General features: G+C 72.9%; 17 protein-coding genes. 7 read left to right on the top strand and 10 right to left on the bottom strand.

The features are described 5' to 3' along the window. Positions 1-15: 15 nt before the first annotated feature. The 6 genes from V4F39_RS19800 to selD all read left to right on the top strand — a co-directional run bounded on the left by V4F39_RS19800 (position 16) and on the right by selD (position 5641). Positions 16-435 (top strand): DUF1810 domain-containing protein, encoded by a 420-nt coding sequence (locus tag V4F39_RS19800; protein WP_332291608.1) that lies wholly within the window; start codon positions 16-18, stop codon positions 433-435. Between the two features lie 87 nt (positions 436-522). Next, on the top strand, positions 523-1938 hold the full coding sequence (locus tag V4F39_RS19805; protein ID WP_332291610.1) for an aminotransferase-like domain-containing protein: 1416 nt from the start codon (positions 523-525) through the stop codon (positions 1936-1938). 149 nt (positions 1939-2087) lie between these two features. Further along, positions 2088-2360, top strand: coding sequence for a hypothetical protein (locus V4F39_RS19810; RefSeq protein WP_332291611.1), 273 nt, complete (start codon positions 2088-2090; stop codon positions 2358-2360). Positions 2361-2400: 40 nt separating this feature from the next. Then, entirely contained in the window at positions 2401-4182 is a 1782-nt protein-coding gene (locus V4F39_RS19815; RefSeq protein WP_332291612.1) for a RecQ family ATP-dependent DNA helicase, read from the top strand. Positions 4183-4290: 108 nt separating this feature from the next. After that, positions 4291-4506 (top strand): DUF3606 domain-containing protein, encoded by a 216-nt coding sequence (locus V4F39_RS19820; protein ID WP_332291614.1) that lies wholly within the window; start codon positions 4291-4293, stop codon positions 4504-4506. Between the two features lie 67 nt (positions 4507-4573). Then, on the top strand, positions 4574-5641 hold the full coding sequence (selD, locus tag V4F39_RS19825; RefSeq protein ID WP_332291615.1) for a selenide, water dikinase SelD: 1068 nt from the start codon (positions 4574-4576) through the stop codon (positions 5639-5641). Between the two features lie 8 nt (positions 5642-5649). On the opposite strand, the gene mnmH is transcribed toward selD, so the two are convergent. Beyond that, the gene (gene mnmH / locus V4F39_RS19830; RefSeq protein ID WP_332291616.1) at positions 5650-6699 is read right to left on the bottom strand and encodes a tRNA 2-selenouridine(34) synthase MnmH; all 1050 of its coding nucleotides are present in this window, start codon (positions 6697-6699) and stop codon (positions 5650-5652) included. Positions 6700-6941: 242 nt separating this feature from the next. Between mnmH and V4F39_RS19835 the strand changes: the two genes are divergently transcribed. Then, a complete protein-coding gene (locus V4F39_RS19835; protein ID WP_332291618.1) occupies positions 6942-9137 on the top strand; it encodes an ATP-binding protein in 2196 nt (731 codons plus the stop codon). Positions 9138-9158: 21 nt separating this feature from the next. Here the strand turns inward: V4F39_RS19835 and V4F39_RS19840 are convergent, their stop codons facing one another. The 9 genes from V4F39_RS19840 to V4F39_RS19875 form a co-directional block, all read right to left on the bottom strand. Then, positions 9159-11519 carry a putative bifunctional diguanylate cyclase/phosphodiesterase gene (locus V4F39_RS19840; protein ID WP_332291620.1) on the bottom strand — a complete coding sequence of 787 codons (2361 nt, stop codon included), beginning with the start codon at positions 11517-11519 and terminating at the stop codon, positions 9159-9161. After that, the gene (locus tag V4F39_RS19845; RefSeq protein ID WP_332291621.1) at positions 11516-13615 is read right to left on the bottom strand and encodes a CHASE2 domain-containing protein; all 2100 of its coding nucleotides are present in this window, start codon (positions 13613-13615) and stop codon (positions 11516-11518) included. The genes V4F39_RS19840 and V4F39_RS19845 overlap by 4 nt, the downstream gene beginning before the upstream one ends. 10 nt (positions 13616-13625) lie before the next feature. Continuing rightward, entirely contained in the window at positions 13626-14258 is a 633-nt protein-coding gene (locus V4F39_RS19850; protein WP_332291622.1) for an OmpA family protein, read from the bottom strand. 4 nt (positions 14259-14262) lie between these two features. Beyond that, the gene (locus tag V4F39_RS19855; protein ID WP_332291623.1) at positions 14263-14703 is read right to left on the bottom strand and encodes a FecR family protein; all 441 of its coding nucleotides are present in this window, start codon (positions 14701-14703) and stop codon (positions 14263-14265) included. Between the two features lie 107 nt (positions 14704-14810). Further along, positions 14811-15707: a manganese catalase family protein gene (locus V4F39_RS19860; RefSeq protein ID WP_332291624.1), complete on the bottom strand. Its 897-nt coding sequence runs from the start codon at positions 15705-15707 to the stop codon at positions 14811-14813. Between the two features lie 74 nt (positions 15708-15781). After that, complete coding sequence (locus tag V4F39_RS19865; protein ID WP_332291625.1) at positions 15782-16147, bottom strand: hypothetical protein; 366 nt, start codon at positions 16145-16147, stop codon at positions 15782-15784. A gap of 96 nt (positions 16148-16243) precedes the next feature. Continuing rightward, positions 16244-16399 carry a hypothetical protein gene (locus tag V4F39_RS27220; RefSeq protein WP_378235193.1) on the bottom strand — a complete coding sequence of 52 codons (156 nt, stop codon included), beginning with the start codon at positions 16397-16399 and terminating at the stop codon, positions 16244-16246. After that, on the bottom strand, positions 16396-16725 hold the full coding sequence (locus V4F39_RS19870) for a hemerythrin domain-containing protein (RefSeq protein ID WP_378235194.1): 330 nt from the start codon (positions 16723-16725) through the stop codon (positions 16396-16398). Before V4F39_RS19870 ends, V4F39_RS27220 begins: the two co-directional genes overlap by 4 nt. A gap of 10 nt (positions 16726-16735) precedes the next feature. Further along, complete coding sequence (locus tag V4F39_RS19875) at positions 16736-17320, bottom strand: DUF4142 domain-containing protein (protein WP_332291626.1); 585 nt, start codon at positions 17318-17320, stop codon at positions 16736-16738. Between the last annotated feature and the right edge of the window lie 99 nt (positions 17321-17419).

Genomic DNA, 17419 nt, shown 5'->3' on the forward strand with positions numbered 1-17419 from the left:
AGGTACACCCCTGGCATGGCAGACCTCGAGCGCTTCGTCTCGGCGCAGGCGCCGGTGTACGGGCAGGTGCTGGCGGAGCTGTCGGCCGGCCGCAAGCAGACGCACTGGATGTGGTTCGTCTTCCCGCAGCTGCGCGGCCTGGGCCGCAGCGGCATGGCGCAGCACTACGGCCTGGCCGGCCTGGCCGAGGCACGGGCCTACCTCGGACACCCGGTGCTGGGCAGCCGCCTCGTGGCCTGCAGCGCCCTGGTGCTTGCAGCACCGCACACCCCGGCGGAAGCGATCTTCGGCCCCATCGACGCGCTGAAGCTGCGGTCGTGCATGACGCTGTTCGAACGGGCGGCCTCCGCCGAGCCGGTGTTCGCGCAGGTGCTGGAGCGCCACTGCGGCGGCCAGCGCGATCCGCAGACCCTCGCGATGCTGGCCGGCCGCTGAGGTGCCGAAGGCGCCGGGCGCGTGGCGGGGCGGCAGGCCGGCTGCGTGAGAATCGGCGCCGCATCGGAACAACACATCAGGGGGCCCATGAAGCGCTACGAGGCGCTGGCGAAGGAGATCGCCGAGTCGATCGGCAGCGGCGTGCTGCGCCCCGGCGACCGGCTGCCGTCGGTACGGCAGGCGTGCGCCAGCCGGGGCGTGAGCCCCTCGACGGTCTTCCAGGCCTACTACCTGCTGGAAGCGCAGCGGCTGGTGGAGGCGCGCGAGCGCTCGGGCTACTACGTCGCCGCGGGCGTGCGGGGGCGCCCGCCCGAGCCCGAGGCCGCCTCCGCGCCCGATGGCGGCACGGTCGCCCTGGAGGTCAGCGACCGGGTGTTCGAGATCCTCGAATCGACCCGGGCGCGCGATGTCGTGCCGCTGGGCTCGGCCTTCCCGAGCCCGCTGCTGTTCCCGCTGCAGCGGCTGGCGCGGGTGAGCGCCTCGGCCGTGCAGCAGCTCGATCCGTGGAGCACCGTCGACGACCTCACGCCGGGCAACGAGGCCCTGCGCAGGCAGATCGCGCTGCGCTACCTGGCCGACGGCATGCACGTGCGCGTGGACGAGATCGTGATCACCAACGGCGCGATGGAGGCGCTGAACCTGTGCCTGTCGGCGGTGGCGCGGCCGGGCGACGCGGTGCTCATCGAATCGCCCACCTTCTATGCCGCGCTGCAGGCGCTCGAACGCATCGGGCTCGAAGCGATCGAGGTGCCCACGCACCCGCGCGAAGGCATGGCGCTGGAGGCGCTGGAGCGGGCCATCCTGCGCCACCGCCCCAAGGCGTGCTGGCTGATGACGAACTTCCAGAACCCGCTGGGCAGCTCGATGCCCGAGGCGAAGAAGGCTGCGCTGGTGGAGATCCTGTCGCGCCACGGCATCCCGCTGATCGAGGACGACGTCTACGGCGAGCTGTATTTCGGCGAGCAGCGCCCGCGGCCCGCCAAGGCCTTCGACACGCAGGGCCTGGTGATGCACTGCGCCTCGTTCTCCAAGTGCCTGGCGCCCGGCTACCGCGTCGGCTGGGCGGTGCCCGGCCGCTACACCCAGGCGGTGGCGCGGCTCAAGCTCACCACCACGCTGAGCGCGCCGGCGCCCACCCAGGCCGCGCTGGCCGCCTACCTGGAGAAGGGCAGCTTCGACAAGCACCTGCGCCGGCTGCGCCGGACGCTGGCCCTGCAGCAGACGGCGTTTGCGCAGGCCGTGGGCGAGCATTTCCCCGCGGGCACACGCGCCACCCGGCCGGCGGGCGGCTACTTCCTGTGGGTCGAGCTGCCGCGCGGCACCGATGCGCTGCAGGTCCACCAGCAAGCGCTGGCCAGCGGCATCAGCGTGGCGCCGGGCCCCATCTTCTCGGCCACGCGGGCCTTCACCGACTGCCTGCGGCTCAACTACGGCCATGCCTGGGATGCACGCACCGAGCAGGCGCTGGTGACGCTCGGCCGCATCGTGGCCCGCCTGCGCTGACGCCGGCCCCGCCGCACGGCCGTTGCCGGCCGCAGGCGTATCAGCGCTGCATCACCGGATGGCGGGGTGCACCCATTGGCAAGCGGAATGGCGTTCCGTATCGTCGGACCACCGGAAGGATGGCGCACTTTGGGGGGAGGGGCGTCGCCATGACGATCACGGCGTGGGGCATCGATTGGGCCCAGGGTGCCCACGTGCACCGCTGGTCGGGGCTGCTTTTCGACTACACGATCCGCTTCTCGGCCGGGGCCGTGATCGACTGGCAGGCGGCCATCCGGCATGACGGCAAGCCCTGCGGGACGTTGAAGGGCACGGTGGCCGGCCTGTCGCTGCAGGGCGAGGATCTCGTGCGCTATCTTGCCCAGGCCTATGTGGAGCCCGCGATCGACCGCGGTGCGCCGTTCTCGCGCCGGCCGTTCTGAGGGGCTGCGCCGCCGGCACGCGCATTGCCAATGCCCCGGCATGCCGAACCCTCTTCCTACCGATCCCGATCCCGAGCCCGCGCGCGACAGCCGGTCCGCGGGCACCCGCCGGCCGCCGCGCCGGGCCACCACCCCCCACGCCGCCATCGGCGCCACCCTGCGGGCCGTGTTCGGCTTCGAGTCGCTCAGGCCTGGCCAGGTCGGCGTGGTGAAGCGGGTGCTGCGGGGCGAGTCGACGCTCGCGGTGATGCCCACCGGCGCGGGCAAGTCGCTGTGCTACCAGCTGCCGGCCGTGCTCGACGGCCGCCGCACGCTGGTGATCTCGCCGCTGATCGCGCTGATGGACGACCAGTGCGCGGCGCTGGTGTCGCGGGGCATACCGGCGGTCGTGCTCCACAGCGGCCTGCCGGCCTCGGCGCTGCAGCAGGCCGAGGAGGCCGTGCGAAGCGGCCGCGCGGGCATGGTCTTCACCTCGCCCGAACGCGCCGCCGAACCCGGCTTCGCGGCCTTCGTCGCCGAGGCCGGCCGCATCGGGCTGATGGTGGTCGACGAGGCGCACTGCCTGAACCGCTGGGGCGCCTCGTTCCGGCCGGCCTACCTCGAGCTCGGGCCGCTGCGGCGGGCCCTGGGCCAGCCGCCCGTGCTGGCGCTCACCGCCACCGCGTCCGCCGACGCGGCGGCCGACATCTGCGGGCAGCTCGGCATCCCGGCGGACGGCGTGCAGCGCTGGGGCGTGTACCGGCCCAACCTGCATTTCCGGGTCGAGCCGATGGACACGGCGGCGGCCAAGCGGGATCGTGCGCTGGCACTGGTCGCGGGCACCGAAGGCACCGGCATCGTCTACACCAGCACCGTGCGGGAGGCCGAGGCCATCCACGGCTTGCTCGTGGGCGCCGGCCAGGCCGCGGGCCTCTACCACGGCCGGCTCGCGGCGCGCGAGCGAACCTCGGCGCAGGAGGCCTTCATGGCAGGCGCCTTGCGCGTGATGGTCGCGACGCCGGCCTTCGGCCTGGGCATCGACAAGCCCGACATCCGCTTCGTGCTGCATCTGCAGCTGCCGCCGGGGCTCGACGCCTACTACCAGGAGGCGGGCCGGGCCGGGCGGGATGGCCAGGACGCGACCTGCACGCTGCTGTACCTGCGTGCCGACCGGGGCGTGCAGCAGTTCTTCATGGCCGGCCGCTACCCCGAGCGGGACGCGGTGGAGGCCGTGGACGGCGCCCTGCGGCGGCTCGACGCCGCGGGCGGGGCTGCCAGCGTCGCGGCGGTGGCCGCCGAGGCACAGCTGCCGCAGGCGCGGGTGCACGCGATCCTGGGCATGCTCCGCCTCGAACGCCTGGCCAGCCGCCGGCGCGACGGCACCTGGCGTGCCGGCCGGCAGGCGATGGACGGCCGTGCGCTGGACCGCGTGCTGCGCGGCTGCGAAGCCCGCAGCCGCCAGGACCGCGCCGAACTGGAGGCGATGGTCTTCTACGCGCAGAGCGGCATCTGCCGGTGGCGCGCGCTGCTGTGCCACTTCGAGCCTGACGCGCAGCACGAGGCCTGCGGCCATTGCGACACCTGCGAACGGCTGGCGCGGCTGGAGGCCCAGCCGTCCGCCCTGCAGGCGGCAGACGCCGGCACCGAAATCCTCGTCGGCAGGCTGACGCCGGGCACGGCAGTGCGCGTCAAGCGCTACGGCGCCGGCGAGGTGCTCAGCGACGACGGCAGCAGCGTGACCATCCGCTTCGCAGGGGGCGCGGAACGCTGCTTCCATCCCGACTTCGTCCGGCCCGCGCGAGGGCGCGCCGCCGCGCGTGCGCCTGCCGCGGCGAGCCCGTAGCGGCCGCGGGTCGGCGCTGTCCGGCACGCGGGCGGGGCGGGGGCCGCTATCGCGGCTTGCGGGGGCCTGCGATGCTGGGGCCCATCTTGCAGATCGGAGGTACTCCCCATGTCCCAAGCCATTCCCGCCGCTGGCGATCCGGGCACGCAACGCATCGACGTGCAACAGGCGCAGGCCCTGCGCGATTGGGCGAAAAAGTTCGACGTGACGCCCGAGCAGATCAAGGAGGCCGTCGACGCGGTGGGCGACAGCGCCCCGGACGTCGAGCAGCACCTCAAGGGCTCCAAAGCCACGAGCAACAGCGAGCAGGCCGCGTCCAAGTAGCGCAGGCACCGTTCACCGGCGGCGATACTGGCGGGCGCAAGGCCGCCCGCGCCGCTGGAGAACGCACATGACTGGAACGCCCGCGGCGCCGAGCCCGCGCCTGACCTCGCTGTCCCATGGAGGGGGCTGCGGCTGCAAGATCGCGCCCGGCGTACTGCACGAGATCCTCAAGAACACCCGTGGCATGCCCGTGCCGCCGCAGCTGTTGGTCGGCATCGAGACGGCTGACGATGCGGCGGTCTACCAGCTCACCGAGGACATCGCGCTCGTCGCCACCACCGACTTCTTCATGCCGATCGTCGACGACCCGTTCGACTTCGGCCGCATCGCCGCCACCAACGCGATCAGCGACGTCTACGCGATGGGCGGCCGGCCGATCATGGCGCTCGCCCTGGTCGGCATGCCGATCAACGTGCTGTCCACCGAGGTGATCGGCCAGATCCTCGCCGGCGGCGAGGCGGTGTGCCGCACGGCGGGGATCCCGATCGCGGGCGGGCACACGATCGATTCGGTCGAAGCGATCTACGGGCTGGTGGCCCTTGGCGTCGTGCATCCGAAGCGCGTCAAGCGCAATGCCGGCGCGAGGCCCGGCGACCGCGTGCTGCTCGGCAAGCCGCTCGGCGTCGGCGTGCTGTCGGCCGCGCTGAAGAAGGCGCTGCTGCCTGCGGAGGGCTACGCACAGCTGGTCGCCACCACCACGCAGCTCAACACCCCGGGCCCCGACCTGGCGGCGATGGACGCCGTGCACGCGATGACCGACGTGACCGGCTTCGGACTTGCGGGCCACGCCCTCGAACTGGCCCGCGGCGCCGGGGCGGACGTGCTGATCGACTGGGCGCGCGTGCCGCTGCTGCCCGGGGTGCGCGGCATGGCCGCGCAAGGCCTGGTGACGGGCGCGTCGGGGCGCAACTGGGCGGGCTACGGCGCCGAGGTTGCGCTGCCAGGGCGTTGGGAGCCGGCCGACCAGGCATTGCTGACCGATCCGCAGACCAGCGGCGGCCTGCTCGTCGCCTGCGCCCCGGAGGCGGTGGGCGATGTGCTGGCCGTGTTCCACCGCCATGGCTTCGGCGCCGCGGCGGAGATCGGCGAAGTGGCGTCCCCGCGCGGCAGCGCGCCCCGGCTCGTGCTGCGCTGACCGCGTGGTCAGGCCGCCGCGAGCACCGCGTCGGCGAGGCGGCCGATCGATTCGTCCGACAGGTCGTGCGCCTGCAGGCTGCGGCGCTGCGGCCACAGGTGGAAGTGGCGCTCCTGCGACCTGGCGTAGTGCGGGTCGTAGTGGTGGGCCATCAGCTCGGCGAACAGCGGCGCCAGCGCCCCGCTGCGGGCCCAGCCCTGCCAGCGCGCGACCGCCTCCTTGCCCTGCAGCTCCTTGAGCGGCGCGAGCTTCGCGGCCAGCGCCTCGCGGTCGTCGCCCAGGTAGGCGTAGTCGCGCAGCAGGTAGGCCAGGCGTGCGTCGCGCCCGGCGTCGATCTCGATGCAGGGGCTCGAGCGCATGCGTGCCACCAGCGGGAGGGGCAGTGCCAGGCGGCCGATGCGTGCGCTTTCACCCTCCACGAACAGCGGGCGCGACAGATCCACCGCACCCAGCACCTGCACGATGCGGGACTCGAACTGCTTCTGCGACGGCTGCTCGACCCCGGGCCAGGCGCCGAGCAGCGAGCCCTTGTGGCTCGCGCAGTGCTCCAGGTCGAGCACCTGCGCGCCGCGCGCCGCCAGGGCCTGCAGCACGCGCGTCTTGGCGCTGCCGGTGGCGCCGCAGACGATGCGCAGCACCAGCTGCGGGCAGAGGGCTTCGAGTTGGGCCAGCACGTGGTGCCGGTAGCTCTTGTAGCCGCCCGCGAGCTGCTGCGCGTCCCAGCCGACGAGCCGCAGCCAGGTCACCATCGAGCCGCTGCGCAGCCCGCCCCGCCAGCAGTAGACCAGCGGTTTCCACGACTGCGGCGTGTCGGCGAAGCGCTCGCGCAGGTGGCGGGCGAGGTTGGCCGCGACCATCGCGCCGCCCACCCGGCGCGCCTCGAACGCGCCAGCCTGCTTGTACAAGGTGCCCACGATGCGGCGCTCCTCGTCGTCGAGCACCGGGCAGTTGATGGCGCCGGGAATGTGGTCGAGCGCGAACTCGGCCGGCGAGCGAGCGTCGATCAGCGTATCGAACGCCGGCAGGTCGGCCACGCGGACCGGCGGGGGCGCGCTCATGTACCGCGCCCGGCCCGCGAAGGCGGCTGCACAGGGGGGCTCATGCGCCAGGCGCTGCCGCCTTGCGGCAGCGCGCGCGGACGCGGCGCGGACGGGGCGGGAAGGCACAGGCGGGCGGGCATGGTCGGCGTATTGTCGACGACGCCTCCGGGCCAGGCATGGCGGTTGCCGGTGCAGGAACCACCGGCTGCAGATCCCGATGCAGGCGGCATGGCCGCCACTGCGTTGCAAATTCGCCTGACATGCCCGGCACCGAGCCCTCTCCCGACCCCCTGCACTCACCGGCCACCTGGCGCACCTGGCGCCAGATCGTCGACAGCGCCGTCGATACCGCCTTGATCGCCACCGATCGCGCCGGCAAGGTCGTCATCTGGAGCGAAGGCGCGCACCGGCTGCTGGGCTGGACGGAAGCCGAGATGCAGGGGCAGGACCTGTCGCGGCTCTTCACCGACGAGGACCGCCAGCGCGGGCGTTTCGAGGGGGAGATGGCCGAGGCGCTGGCGCAGGGGCGGGGCGGCGGCGAGGAAGGCTGGCGGCTGCGCCGCGGCGGCGAGCGGTTCTGGGCCATCGGCGAGCTCACGCCCATCCGGGACGATCGCGGCGCGCACACCGGCTTCGTCAAGATCCTGCGCGACCGCACCGCGCAGCGGCGCAACTACGAGACGCTGGTGGAGAAGACCCGGGCGCTGGAGGTGCTCAACCGCGCGACCTCGGCGCTGGCCGCCGAAAGCGACGTGCAGCGGGTGGTGCAGATCGTGACGGATGCGGGCGTCGAGCTGACGGGGGCGGAGTTCGGTGCGTTCTTCCACAACGTGGTCGACGACGCCGGCGAGAGCTACATGCTCTACACCCTCTCGGGCGCGCCGCCCGAAGCCTTTTCCAAGTTCCCGATGCCGCGCAAGACGCCGGTCTTCGCCCCCACGTTCGACGGCGAAGGCATCGTGCGCTCGGACGACATCACGCAGGACCCGCGCTACGGCCGCAACCCGCCCCGCCGCGGCATGCCCGAAGGGCACCTGCCCGTGCGCAGCTACCTGGCCGTGCCGGTGCGGTCGCGCAACGGCGCGGTCATCGGCGGGCTGTTCTTCGGCCACCAGCGGGCCGGCGTGTTCACCGATCAGTCGGAAGCCGGTTTGCAGGGGCTGGCCGGCGAGGCCGCGGTGGCGATCGACAACGCCCGCCTCGCCAAGGAGCGGCGCGCCGCCGAGCAGGCGCTGCGCAACCTCAACGAGCGGCTCGAGCAGGAGGTCCAGCAACGCACGCAGGAGCTGGAGCGCAATGCCGAGGCGCTGCGCCAGTCGCAGAAGATGGAGGCGATCGGACAGCTGACGGGCGGTGTGGCGCACGACTTCAACAACCTGCTGCAGGTCATCATCGGCAACCTGGAGATGGTCCGGCGCAACGCCCCGGCCGACGCCGCGCGGCTCATCCGCGCCGCCAACACCGCGATGAACGGCGCGCGGCGCGCGGCCGCACTGACGCAGCGCCTGCTGGCCTTCGCCCGGCGGCAGCCGCTCGCGCCCAAGGCGCTGGACATCAACGTCCTGGTCCATGGCCTGTCCGAGCTGCTGCACCGCACGCTGGGGGAGACCATCGCCCTCGAGACGGTGCTGTCCGCAGGCCTGTGGCGCGTCGAGGCCGATCCCACCGAGCTGGAGAACGCGGTGCTCAACCTGGCGGTCAACGCGCGCGACGCGATGGCCGAGGGCGGGCGGCTGACGATCGAGACGGCCAATGCCTACGTCGACGAGGCGTATGCCGCGCAGCACGCCGAGGTGGCGGTGGGCCAGTACGTCGTGCTGTCGGTGTCGGACACGGGCGTGGGCATGGAGGCCCAGACGCTGCAGCAGGTGTTCGAGCCGTTCTTCACCACCAAGCCGGTCGGGCAGGGGACGGGGCTGGGACTGAGCCAGGTGTACGGCTTCGTCAAGCAGTCGGGCGGCCACGTGAAGATCTACTCCGAGCCGGGGCTCGGCACGACGGTGCGCATCTACCTGCCGCGGCTCCATCGACAGGCCGACCCCGAGACGCCCGCCGAGGAAGGCCACCAGGCCCCGGAAGGCGCGTCGCAGGAGACGGTGCTCGTCGTCGAGGACGATCCCGACGTCCGGTCGTACGCCGTCGACAGCCTGCGGGAACTGGGCTACCGCGTGCTGGAAGCCGCCGACGGGCCCGCCGCGCTGGCCGCACTGCAGCGGCAGCGGGACGTATCGCTGCTGTTCACCGACGTGGTGCTGCCCGGCGGCATGACCGGCGCGCAGCTCGCGGCCCAGGCGCACGGCCTCTCGCCCGCGCTGCGGGTGCTCTTCACCACCGGCTACGCGCGCAATGCCATCGTGCACCACGGGCGGCTCGACGCGGGGGTCGACCTGCTGACCAAGCCCTACACGTTCGCCGAACTGGCCAGCCGCGTGCGGGACGTGCTCGACAAGGCCTGAGCCGCGGGCACGCGGTGCCGCTCAGGCGAGCGCGCCCAGGCGCGAGAAGCCCGTCTCTCGTGCATCGGCGGGCTGCGCGTCGAGCCGCGCGATGAGCGGCACATCCTCGTCGCGCGGTACCGGCCGGCCGAGGAAGTAGCCCTGCACCTCGGCGCAGCCCTCGTCGCGGGCGCAGGCCAGGTGCTCCGGGCGCTCGATGCCTTCGGCCACCGTCACGACGCCCAGGCGCCGGCCGAGCTCCGCCACGGCCCGCACCACGGCGGCGCAGTCCGCGCGGTCCACCGCATCGCGGACGAAGGAGCCGTCGATCTTGATCTTGTCGAAGCTGAAGGTCCGCAGGTGCGCCAGCGACGAGTAGCCGGTGCCGAAGTCGTCCAGCGCCACCCGCACGCCCAGCTCGCGCAGGCGGCGCAACTCGGTGATCGCCTGCGCGCCGTGGCAGAGCAGGGCGGTCTCGGTGACCTCGACCTCCAGCCGGCCGGCGGGCAGGCCGCTGCCGCGCAGCGCCGCTTCCACCGCCGGCACGAGGGTACCCTTGCCGAGCTGCCGCGCCGACACGTTGACGGCCACCCGGGCACCGTCCTGCCAGCCTGCGGCGCTGCGGCACGCGGTGTCGAGCACGAAGGTGCCGAGCTGGTCGATCAGGCCCGTCTCCTCGGCCACGGGCACGAAGTCGGCCGGGGAGATCCACCGGCGGCCGTCGTGCCAGCGTACCAGCGCCTCGCGTGCGGTCACGCCGCCGGTGGCGATGTCGCAGATGGGCTGGAAGAAGACGAAGAGGCCGGCGAGGTTCTCCAGCGCCGCCCGGAGCCGGGCTTCGAGCCGTACGCGCTGCTGGACCCTGGACTGCATCTCCGCCGTGAAGGTGCGGGCCGTGCCCTTGCCGGCGGCCTTGGCGGCATACAGCGCGATGTCCGCGCGGGCGAGCAGCGTGTCGCTGTCGCTGCCGTGCTGCGGCGACAGCGCCACGCCCGCCGAGGCGCCGATGCGGACCTCGCGGCCATGGGGCAGCGTGTAGGCCGCGCCGAGCATCGCCACCAGCTCGCCCGCCAGCCGCTCCCCGGCCTCGGCCTCGTCCGCCGCCACCAGCACCGCGAATTCATCGCCCCCCAGCCGCGCCACGGCCAGGGCCTCTTGCGCGCAGCGCTGCTGCAGCCGCTGCGCGACCTTCGCGAGCAGCGCGTCGCCCACGCGGTGGCCGAGCGTGTCGTTGACCAGCTTGAAGCCGTCGAGGTCGATCATGAGCACCGCGAGGCGGGGCCGCGCCGAGGCCAGCGCCAGCCCCAGGCGTTCGTGGAAGGTGTGGCGGTTGACCAGCCCGGTCAGGGAGTCGTAGTGGGCGAGCTGCTGGATGCGTTCGTCCGACCGCAGGCGCGACGTGATGAGCGCCCACGTCACCATCGGGCCGATGTAGTCGCCGCGGCTGTCGGTGATGGCGGCGGCCTGCAGCTCCAGGATCTCCGCGCCCAGATGCAGGCGGCTGGTGCGGGGCAGCTGGCCGGGGTCGGCGAGGAAGCGCCGCTGCTGTGCCGGGTCGGCGTGGAACACGTCCATCGACAGCCCGACCAGCGTGCCGCCCGAGCCGGGCAGCAGGTAGCCGATCTTCGAGAAGAGGGCCTGCGACGCCCGGTTGGCGTAGTTGATGCGGAAGCTCTCGGGGTCGACCGTCATCACGGCGCTCGGCATGTCCTCGATCATGCGCAGCAGGCGGGACTGCTCGCGCTCGCGCCGCGACGCCTCGGCACGTGCGTTGACCATCTCGACGAAGTCGCGGTTCTGGATCCAGATGATCACCAGGGCCGCCGAGGTGACCAGCAGCACGTCGATCGCCGTGCGGGCCAGCACGTCGACGCCCGACGCGCCGAAGAACACCATGAACGGGATCCCGGCGAAGACGGCGATCAGCAGCGGCGCGGGATAGGCATGGATCAGGCAGAACATGCTGCTGATCATGGTCACCGCGAGGAAGAAGGCCACGTGGCCCTGCTCGTACGCGTCGCCGAAGGGGAAGAGCTGCACGCTCCACGTCACCAGGGCCGCCGCCAGGCCGGCCGCCAGCAAGTTGGTGCGCTTCAGCGCCCGGTCCGCGGCCGCCGCGCTCACCGGGGCGCTTCGCCGCCGCCGCCAGACCGCCAGCCGCACGAGGCACAGCACCGCGAGCACCGCCGCGGGGAGCCAGGTCAGCACCGCCGGCGCGCGGTCGTGGAAGGTGAAGACCAGCACCCCGGCGTTGGCGACCAGGATGAAGTACATCAACGGGATGAGCCGCGAGAGCGCCGCGAACTGGGCAGCGCGCAGCTCGGCGGACGTGCTGCCCTGCTCGGGCACGCCGCTGCCCAGCAGCACCGCGCGGGCGTACCGGCGCAGGTCCGTCGGCGTCATGGCGGCAGGGCCGATTCCTTCGCCGGGGAGGGGGCCGGCGCGGCGGCCTCCGCTGCCTGCAGGCGGCCTACCAGCTGGCGGGCCGCGGCCAGGTGGGCGGGCGGTGCGTTCTCCTCTTCCTCTTCGTCCTGGTACTGGCGGGCGATGCGCTGGATCTCCTCCTCGATGCGGAAGAAGGCGTCCAGCACCAGCGGATCGAAGGTGGTGCCGCGCATCGCGCGCATCAGGTCCGTCGAGTGCGCGTGGGTGAAGGGCTCCTTGTAGCAGCGCCGGCTGATCAGGGCGTCGTAGATGTCGGCCACGGCCATGATGCGGCCGGACAGCGGGATCTCCTGCCCCGCCAGCCCGTGCGGGTAGCCGGTGCCGTCCCACTTCTCATGGTGCGTCTCGGCGATCTCGCCGGCGATGGTCAGGAAGTTCTCGCCGTCGATGCGTTCGGCCGTGTTGCTGATGATGTGGCGGCCGTACTCCGCATGGCGCTTCATCTGCGCCATCTCGTCGGGCGTGAGCCGGCCGGGCTTGAGCAGGATGTGGTCGGGCACGCCCACCTTGCCGATGTCGTGCAGCGGCGCCGACATGAACAGCAGGTCGATGAACGCCTGCGTCAGCGTCGCGGTGTAGTGGCCCGAGCGGCGCAGTTCCTCGGCGATGGCGCGCACGTAGTGCTGGGTGCGCTTGATGTGGGCGCCGGTCTCCGGATCACGCGTCTCCGCCACGGCCGCCATCGACTCGATCGTCACCTGGCGCGCGTTCTCGAGCTGGCGCTGCCAGGCGGCCGCGCGCCGCCGCTCGATCGCGAAGCGGGTCACGAAGCAGGCGACGAAGAGGATCGCCACCACGGCCAGCGGCGCGGCGGGCGAGACCACCAGGCCGCGCAGGGCGAAGCCGGCGAGGGCGGGGGCCGCCACGAGCACGGCCGTCGCCGCGCTGCCGGCGACGAACAAGGCCACGCTGCCCCCGGCCATGAACACCGCGGTGGTGGCGATGGCGGCGAGCACGCAGGCCGTGGCCACCGCGGACCGGCCCCAGTCCGGCACCACGAGGTGCCTGTCGCTCAGGATGTTGTCGACCATCGCCGCCTGCACCTGCGCGCCGGGGAAGCGCGGATGCACGGCCGTGGGCTGCAGGTCGTTCAGGCCGACGGCCGAGGTGCCGAGGATCACCACCTTGCCTTCGAACGCCGCCGGCGCGGCCTCGCCCTGCAGCACCTGGATCGCCGGCACCACCGGGTAGCGCGCCGGCGGGCCGTCGAAGCGCAGCAGCGCCGTGCCGTCCCGGGCCACGGGGATGCGGTGCGTGCCCGCCACGAGGCGGGCCCCGTGCGGGCCCGGCTCCACGCGGACCTGCGTCTCGCCCATCGCACGCAGCGCGGCGGCCAGGGCCATGTGCACGTGCAGGCTGCCGCCGTGCGCCAGCACGAGCGGCAGGCGGCGCAGCTGGCCGTCGGCGTCCGGCCAGCTGTTCACGAAGCCGGTGGTGGCGGTCGCGGCGGCGATCGGCGGGGTGTTGGCCATCAGGCCCGTGGCCGCGGGCGGGGACAGCAGGTCGGTGCGGCCGGTGACCTGCAGGCCGGTGGCCAGCGTGCCGCCGCGGCTGGTGTGGTCGAAGTAGAGGTAGCTGCCGCCGATGGCGCCGGCCTGCCCGATCACCTCGCCCAGGTAGCCGTCGTTGTCGTCGAGTCCGGCGGGCACGCCGCGCACGTCGAGCGAGAGGCCGAAATCGCGCTGGAACGCCTGCCGCAGCGTCTCGATCGACGTGCGGTCGGGTTCGGGGAACAGGATGTCGATCGCGATCGCCGCCGGGCGGTCCGCCGCGATGCGCTGCAGCAGCGAGGCGATGCGGTAGCGGGGCCAAGGCCACTGGCCGACCGCGTCGAGGCTGACGTCGTCGATGTCGACGACCACGGTGCGCTGCGCCGGTGCGCCGCTCGCCGTGCGGCGCACCAGGGCGTCGAGGAACGCCCGGTCCATCGCGGCCACGGGGGCGAGGCCGGCGTGCGAGGCCAGCGCCACCACGGCCGCCACGCCGAGGCCGAAGAGCCCGAGCAGCGAGGCTTCGCGACGGGTCAGGCGCCGGCGGAAGGTGCGGGTGGGCATCGTCGGCGGGTCAGAGGATCAGCACTTCGGCGCGCCGGTTCAGCGGCTCGGCCTTGCGCTCGCCCGCGCCCACGGCCGGCTCGCTGTCGCCGAAGTACTGCACGGCGATCTCGTCGAGCGACGGATCGCTCTCGCGCAGCCATTGGGCGACGGCCTGCGCGCGCTCGGCGGAAAGCTTCAGGTTGCGCTCGCGGCTGCCCGTGGCGTCCGCATGGCCGAACACCGTGATCTCGGTCGGCTTGCGGGCCCTGGCGGCCGCCAGCAGCTCCGGCAGCCGGGCCTTGGAGGCGTCGGTCAGCACGGCGCGGTCGTTGCGGAAGTAGAGGGTGAAGCTGCGCGGCGGCGTCGGCTGGGCGCCGAGCAGCGGGCCGTGCGCCGCCTCGAGCGCCGCACCGTCGAGCGGGGCGGCGGCGGCGGGCGCGCTGGCGCCCAGCTCCGCGGTGGTGGCGGCCCAGGCCGTGTCGACCTCGCGGCTGCCCGCGGCGGTGCTGACGGTGACGGCGCCCACCCGGCCGTCCTCGTCGGGCATCAGGACGACGGTGGTTCTCGGGCGCGGCGGGGCGGGGGTGGCGCAGCCGGCCGCCAGGGCCGCTGCGAGGAAGGCCGCCGCCAGGCGGGACGTTGCCGATCGCGGGACGGGCATGGCTTTACTCGGCCTGGATCAGGAAACGCGTGCCGCGCACGCCGACGGTGGCGGCCGGCGTGTCCACCCGCACCGACTCCGGCGAGAGCTTGCCGATCTTGCCCGAGGCATAGACCGCGCTGCCCTTTGCCAGGAAGAGGTCGAACCGGTACCTGGACTGCTTGGGCTCGAACACGTAGTCGCGCAGGTGGACCACGCTCGACGGCCCGACGCTGAGCAGCGTGCCGTCGCGGAACACCACGCCCGCGGTGTCGGCGGGGCCGGACACCAGCCGGTCGCTGACCCGCAGCTGCATCCCGGGGTCTGCGGCCAGCGTGGCACCGCCACGTTCGACGCGGACGGCGCCGCTCACGTTCTTGATCAGGCCGATGTGCTGTTCATCCGCGGCAGCGTGCGCGCCGAGGCATGTGCAGAGGAACAGCGCGGCCGGCATGGGGATGTGCATGCAGGTCTCCTCCAGAACGTCTTGTCCTTCGATGTACAAGACATAACGGCGGGGTGCCCCGCCGCTTGAGGAAGAAAAATTGCAACAGAGCGGCTCGGTAGGCCGGGTTACGGCTTCTCGGGCACCGGCGGCAGCCCCCCGCCGCCGAGGTCGGCGCCGGTCAGCGGGTCGGCCTGCGGGTCGGAGGCGGTGCGCCGGGCCATCTGCTGGACCAGCTGGTCTTCTTCGGCCGACAGCTTGACGGTGAAACCCCCGTCGCCCCCGTCCACGGCCGAAACCTCCTCGACCTGGTCCTTCACCGTGAAATGGGCCTCGCTGTTCCAGGGCCCTTGCATGTCGCCCGGCCCCTGCGACAGGTTGTAGTAGATGCGGCTGAAAGGTTCGACCGGCGGCATCTTGCCCGGCGGGAAGTTGGGCTGGATGGCATAGAGCGCCTTCTCGAACGACTTCTGGTGCGCTACCTCGCGTGTCATCAGGAAGCCCAGGGCCTCCTTGACGCCGGGGTCGTCGGTCAGCGCGATGAGGCGCTCGTAGACGATCTTCGCGCGCGACTCGGCCGCGATGTTGGAGCGCAGGTCGGCCGTGGGCTCGCCGATCGTGTCGACGTAGGCCGAGGTCCAGGGCACGCCGGCCGAGTTGGTGAGCGGCGGCCCGCCGCCGTAGAGCACCTGCGTGATGTGCGAATCGTTGCCCGCGCCCGTGATGGAGCGATAGAGCTCCGCCTCTTCCTCCGCGGCTTCGGCGAGCCGACCCTTGGCGCCCTTGTTGAGCATGCCGACGATGGTCCCGATGATCTCCAGGTGGCTGAGCTCCTCGGTGGCAATGTCGATCAGCATGTCCTTGCGGCCGGGATCGTCCTCGCCCAGGTACTGCGTGAAGTAGCGGCACGCCGCGGCGAGCTCGCCCTGCGGGCCGCCGAACTGCTCGAGCATCAGGTTGGCCAGGCCGGGGTTGCTTTCGCCGACGCGGACGGTGTACTGAAGACGCTTGCTGTGAAAAAACATGGTGACCTCGTCGAGTGATGACGAGCTTGCAGGGCAAGCGCGGTGCCATGCCGGCCGGCGGCGCGGCGGCGCCGTCAGCTGCGCGCCACCCCGTCCGGCCCCGAACTGGGCACGCGCGCGGCGGCCGCCGGGTCCGCCGGCGCCGCCTCGGCGTCCGGCACGGTCGCGAGCGAACTCTGGGGCTCGACCGGCATGTGCCCGCCGTGGCGGTCCCGGGTCGCCTGCTGTGCCCGGCGGGCCTTGATCAACGCCGCGTCCGGATCGTCGGGCGCCACCTCCGGCGGCAGCGCGGGGTCGGGCACCGCGGAGGGCGCGTGCGTGCGTGTCGGCGGCGGCACGTAGTCGCCGTAGTTGCTGCCGGAGGGGGTGCGGTCGCCGCCGTCGGTCGTCGCGACACGCGGCTCGTGCTTGTGGCTGTGCAGAGGGTGGTCGTCTTGCATCGGGGGCTCCTGTCGGTCGGCGTGTGCCCGCCTGCGGCAACTGCCGTGCCGCAGGCTTGCCGACGCGAGGCGTCGCCAGGCGCAGGCGCGCCCGGCCTAGCGCGCCGGGCGTCCCAGGGCCCAGCCGAGCAGCACGCCGCCCGCGAAGCAGACGGCGGTGGCGGCCACCAGCACCGGCGGCAGCGTGCGCACCGAGCCTGCCAGCAGCGAGCCGGCGTGGGGCGCGGCCAGCTCCAGGCGCCTGCGGGTCATGCGCGCGCCGAGTGCCGAGAGCCGCGAGCCGAGCAGGCGCTCCGCCGCCGGCCGATCAGCCGCCGCACCTCGTCGTGCTCGGGGCGCGACTTGCCCAGCACTTCGTCTGCCGTGAGCACGACCTCCAGCGCGGGATAGAAGATCTCCTCCTCCAGTTGCGCATGGATCTCCAGGGCCAGGCAGACCGCATCGGCGATCAGCCGCTTGCGCTCGGGCGAGGCGTTCGCCCGGTAACGATGGGACATCGTCAGCACGTGCGAGTGGTCCAGCCGAATCATCGCCGTGATGCCGGGCGACAACGCATGGACGACATGATCGGCTTCCATGGAGGCCTCCTCACTTGCCGGCGTTCTTGACGCTGGCATCGAGCTGCTTGGCCATCTGGAGGTGGTGCTCGAGCGCCGGCACCGTCTTGCTCGCGAAGGCCTTCACCTCTGGGTCACGGGCATCCTGCGCGGCCTTGCGGAACAGCTTCAGCGTGTCTTCATGGGCGTCCACGCCCATGCTGCCGATGTAGTGCCGGTCGAACCGCGCCCCGTCGGTGGTGCCCAGGATCTTCATCTTGCCTTTCTGCACCAGGGACGGCCCGGTCGGCAGCTCCACGCCCTTGGCCGCGGCCAGCGCCTTCAGTTCCTCGTGGACCTTGGTGTGGTCGTCGATCATCTGCTGCGCGAACTTCTTTACCTCGGGGTCGGTGGCCTTCTGCAGCGCGACCTGGCTGGCCTCGACCTCGGCATGGCCGTTCTCGGCCGCCTGCTTCATGAAATTGGCATCGCTGCGGGGCATCGCTGGCACCCTCGCGCTCGGGCCCGCGGCATCGCTCGCCCCGGCCCGCGGCTGCTGACTCCACGCGGCCGGTGCGGCGCCGACGGTGCAGGCCACCGCGGCGATCAGGAAGGCGTGTCGTGCTGGCTTCTTCATGCGTGTCTCCTTCGACAGTGGGGTCGCCGTGGGACGGCAATCGGCATTCCAGGGGCGTACCGGCACCGGGCACGCGGCGGGCCGGGGCGGTGGCGGCGA

This window comes from Aquincola agrisoli (assembly GCF_036621135.1).
Classification (GTDB): domain Bacteria; phylum Pseudomonadota; class Gammaproteobacteria; order Burkholderiales; family Burkholderiaceae_C; genus Aquincola; species Aquincola agrisoli.

Coding starts and splice junctions, on each gene's coding strand:
- V4F39_RS19800 (WP_332291608.1), top strand. CDS start 16: ATGGCAGACCTCGAGCGCTTCGTCTCGGCGCAGGCGCCGGTGTACGGG.
- V4F39_RS19805 (WP_332291610.1), top strand. CDS start 523: ATGAAGCGCTACGAGGCGCTGGCGAAGGAGATCGCCGAGTCGATCGGC.
- V4F39_RS19810 (WP_332291611.1), top strand. CDS start 2,088: ATGACGATCACGGCGTGGGGCATCGATTGGGCCCAGGGTGCCCACGTG.
- V4F39_RS19815 (WP_332291612.1), top strand. CDS start 2,401: ATGCCGAACCCTCTTCCTACCGATCCCGATCCCGAGCCCGCGCGCGAC.
- V4F39_RS19820 (WP_332291614.1), top strand. CDS start 4,291: ATGTCCCAAGCCATTCCCGCCGCTGGCGATCCGGGCACGCAACGCATC.
- selD (WP_332291615.1), top strand. CDS start 4,574: ATGACTGGAACGCCCGCGGCGCCGAGCCCGCGCCTGACCTCGCTGTCC.
- mnmH (WP_332291616.1), bottom strand. CDS start 6,699: ATGAGCGCGCCCCCGCCGGTCCGCGTGGCCGACCTGCCGGCGTTCGAT.
- V4F39_RS19835 (WP_332291618.1), top strand. CDS start 6,942: ATGCCCGGCACCGAGCCCTCTCCCGACCCCCTGCACTCACCGGCCACC.
- V4F39_RS19840 (WP_332291620.1), bottom strand. CDS start 11,519: ATGACGCCGACGGACCTGCGCCGGTACGCCCGCGCGGTGCTGCTGGGC.
- V4F39_RS19845 (WP_332291621.1), bottom strand. CDS start 13,615: ATGCCCACCCGCACCTTCCGCCGGCGCCTGACCCGTCGCGAAGCCTCG.
- V4F39_RS19850 (WP_332291622.1), bottom strand. CDS start 14,258: ATGCCCGTCCCGCGATCGGCAACGTCCCGCCTGGCGGCGGCCTTCCTC.
- V4F39_RS19855 (WP_332291623.1), bottom strand. CDS start 14,703: ATGCACATCCCCATGCCGGCCGCGCTGTTCCTCTGCACATGCCTCGGC.
- V4F39_RS19860 (WP_332291624.1), bottom strand. CDS start 15,707: ATGTTTTTTCACAGCAAGCGTCTTCAGTACACCGTCCGCGTCGGCGAA.
- V4F39_RS19865 (WP_332291625.1), bottom strand. CDS start 16,147: ATGCAAGACGACCACCCTCTGCACAGCCACAAGCACGAGCCGCGTGTC.
- V4F39_RS27220 (WP_378235193.1), bottom strand. CDS start 16,399: ATGACCCGCAGGCGCCTGGAGCTGGCCGCGCCCCACGCCGGCTCGCTG.
- V4F39_RS19870 (WP_378235194.1), bottom strand. CDS start 16,725: ATGGAAGCCGATCATGTCGTCCATGCGTTGTCGCCCGGCATCACGGCG.
- V4F39_RS19875 (WP_332291626.1), bottom strand. CDS start 17,320: ATGAAGAAGCCAGCACGACACGCCTTCCTGATCGCCGCGGTGGCCTGC.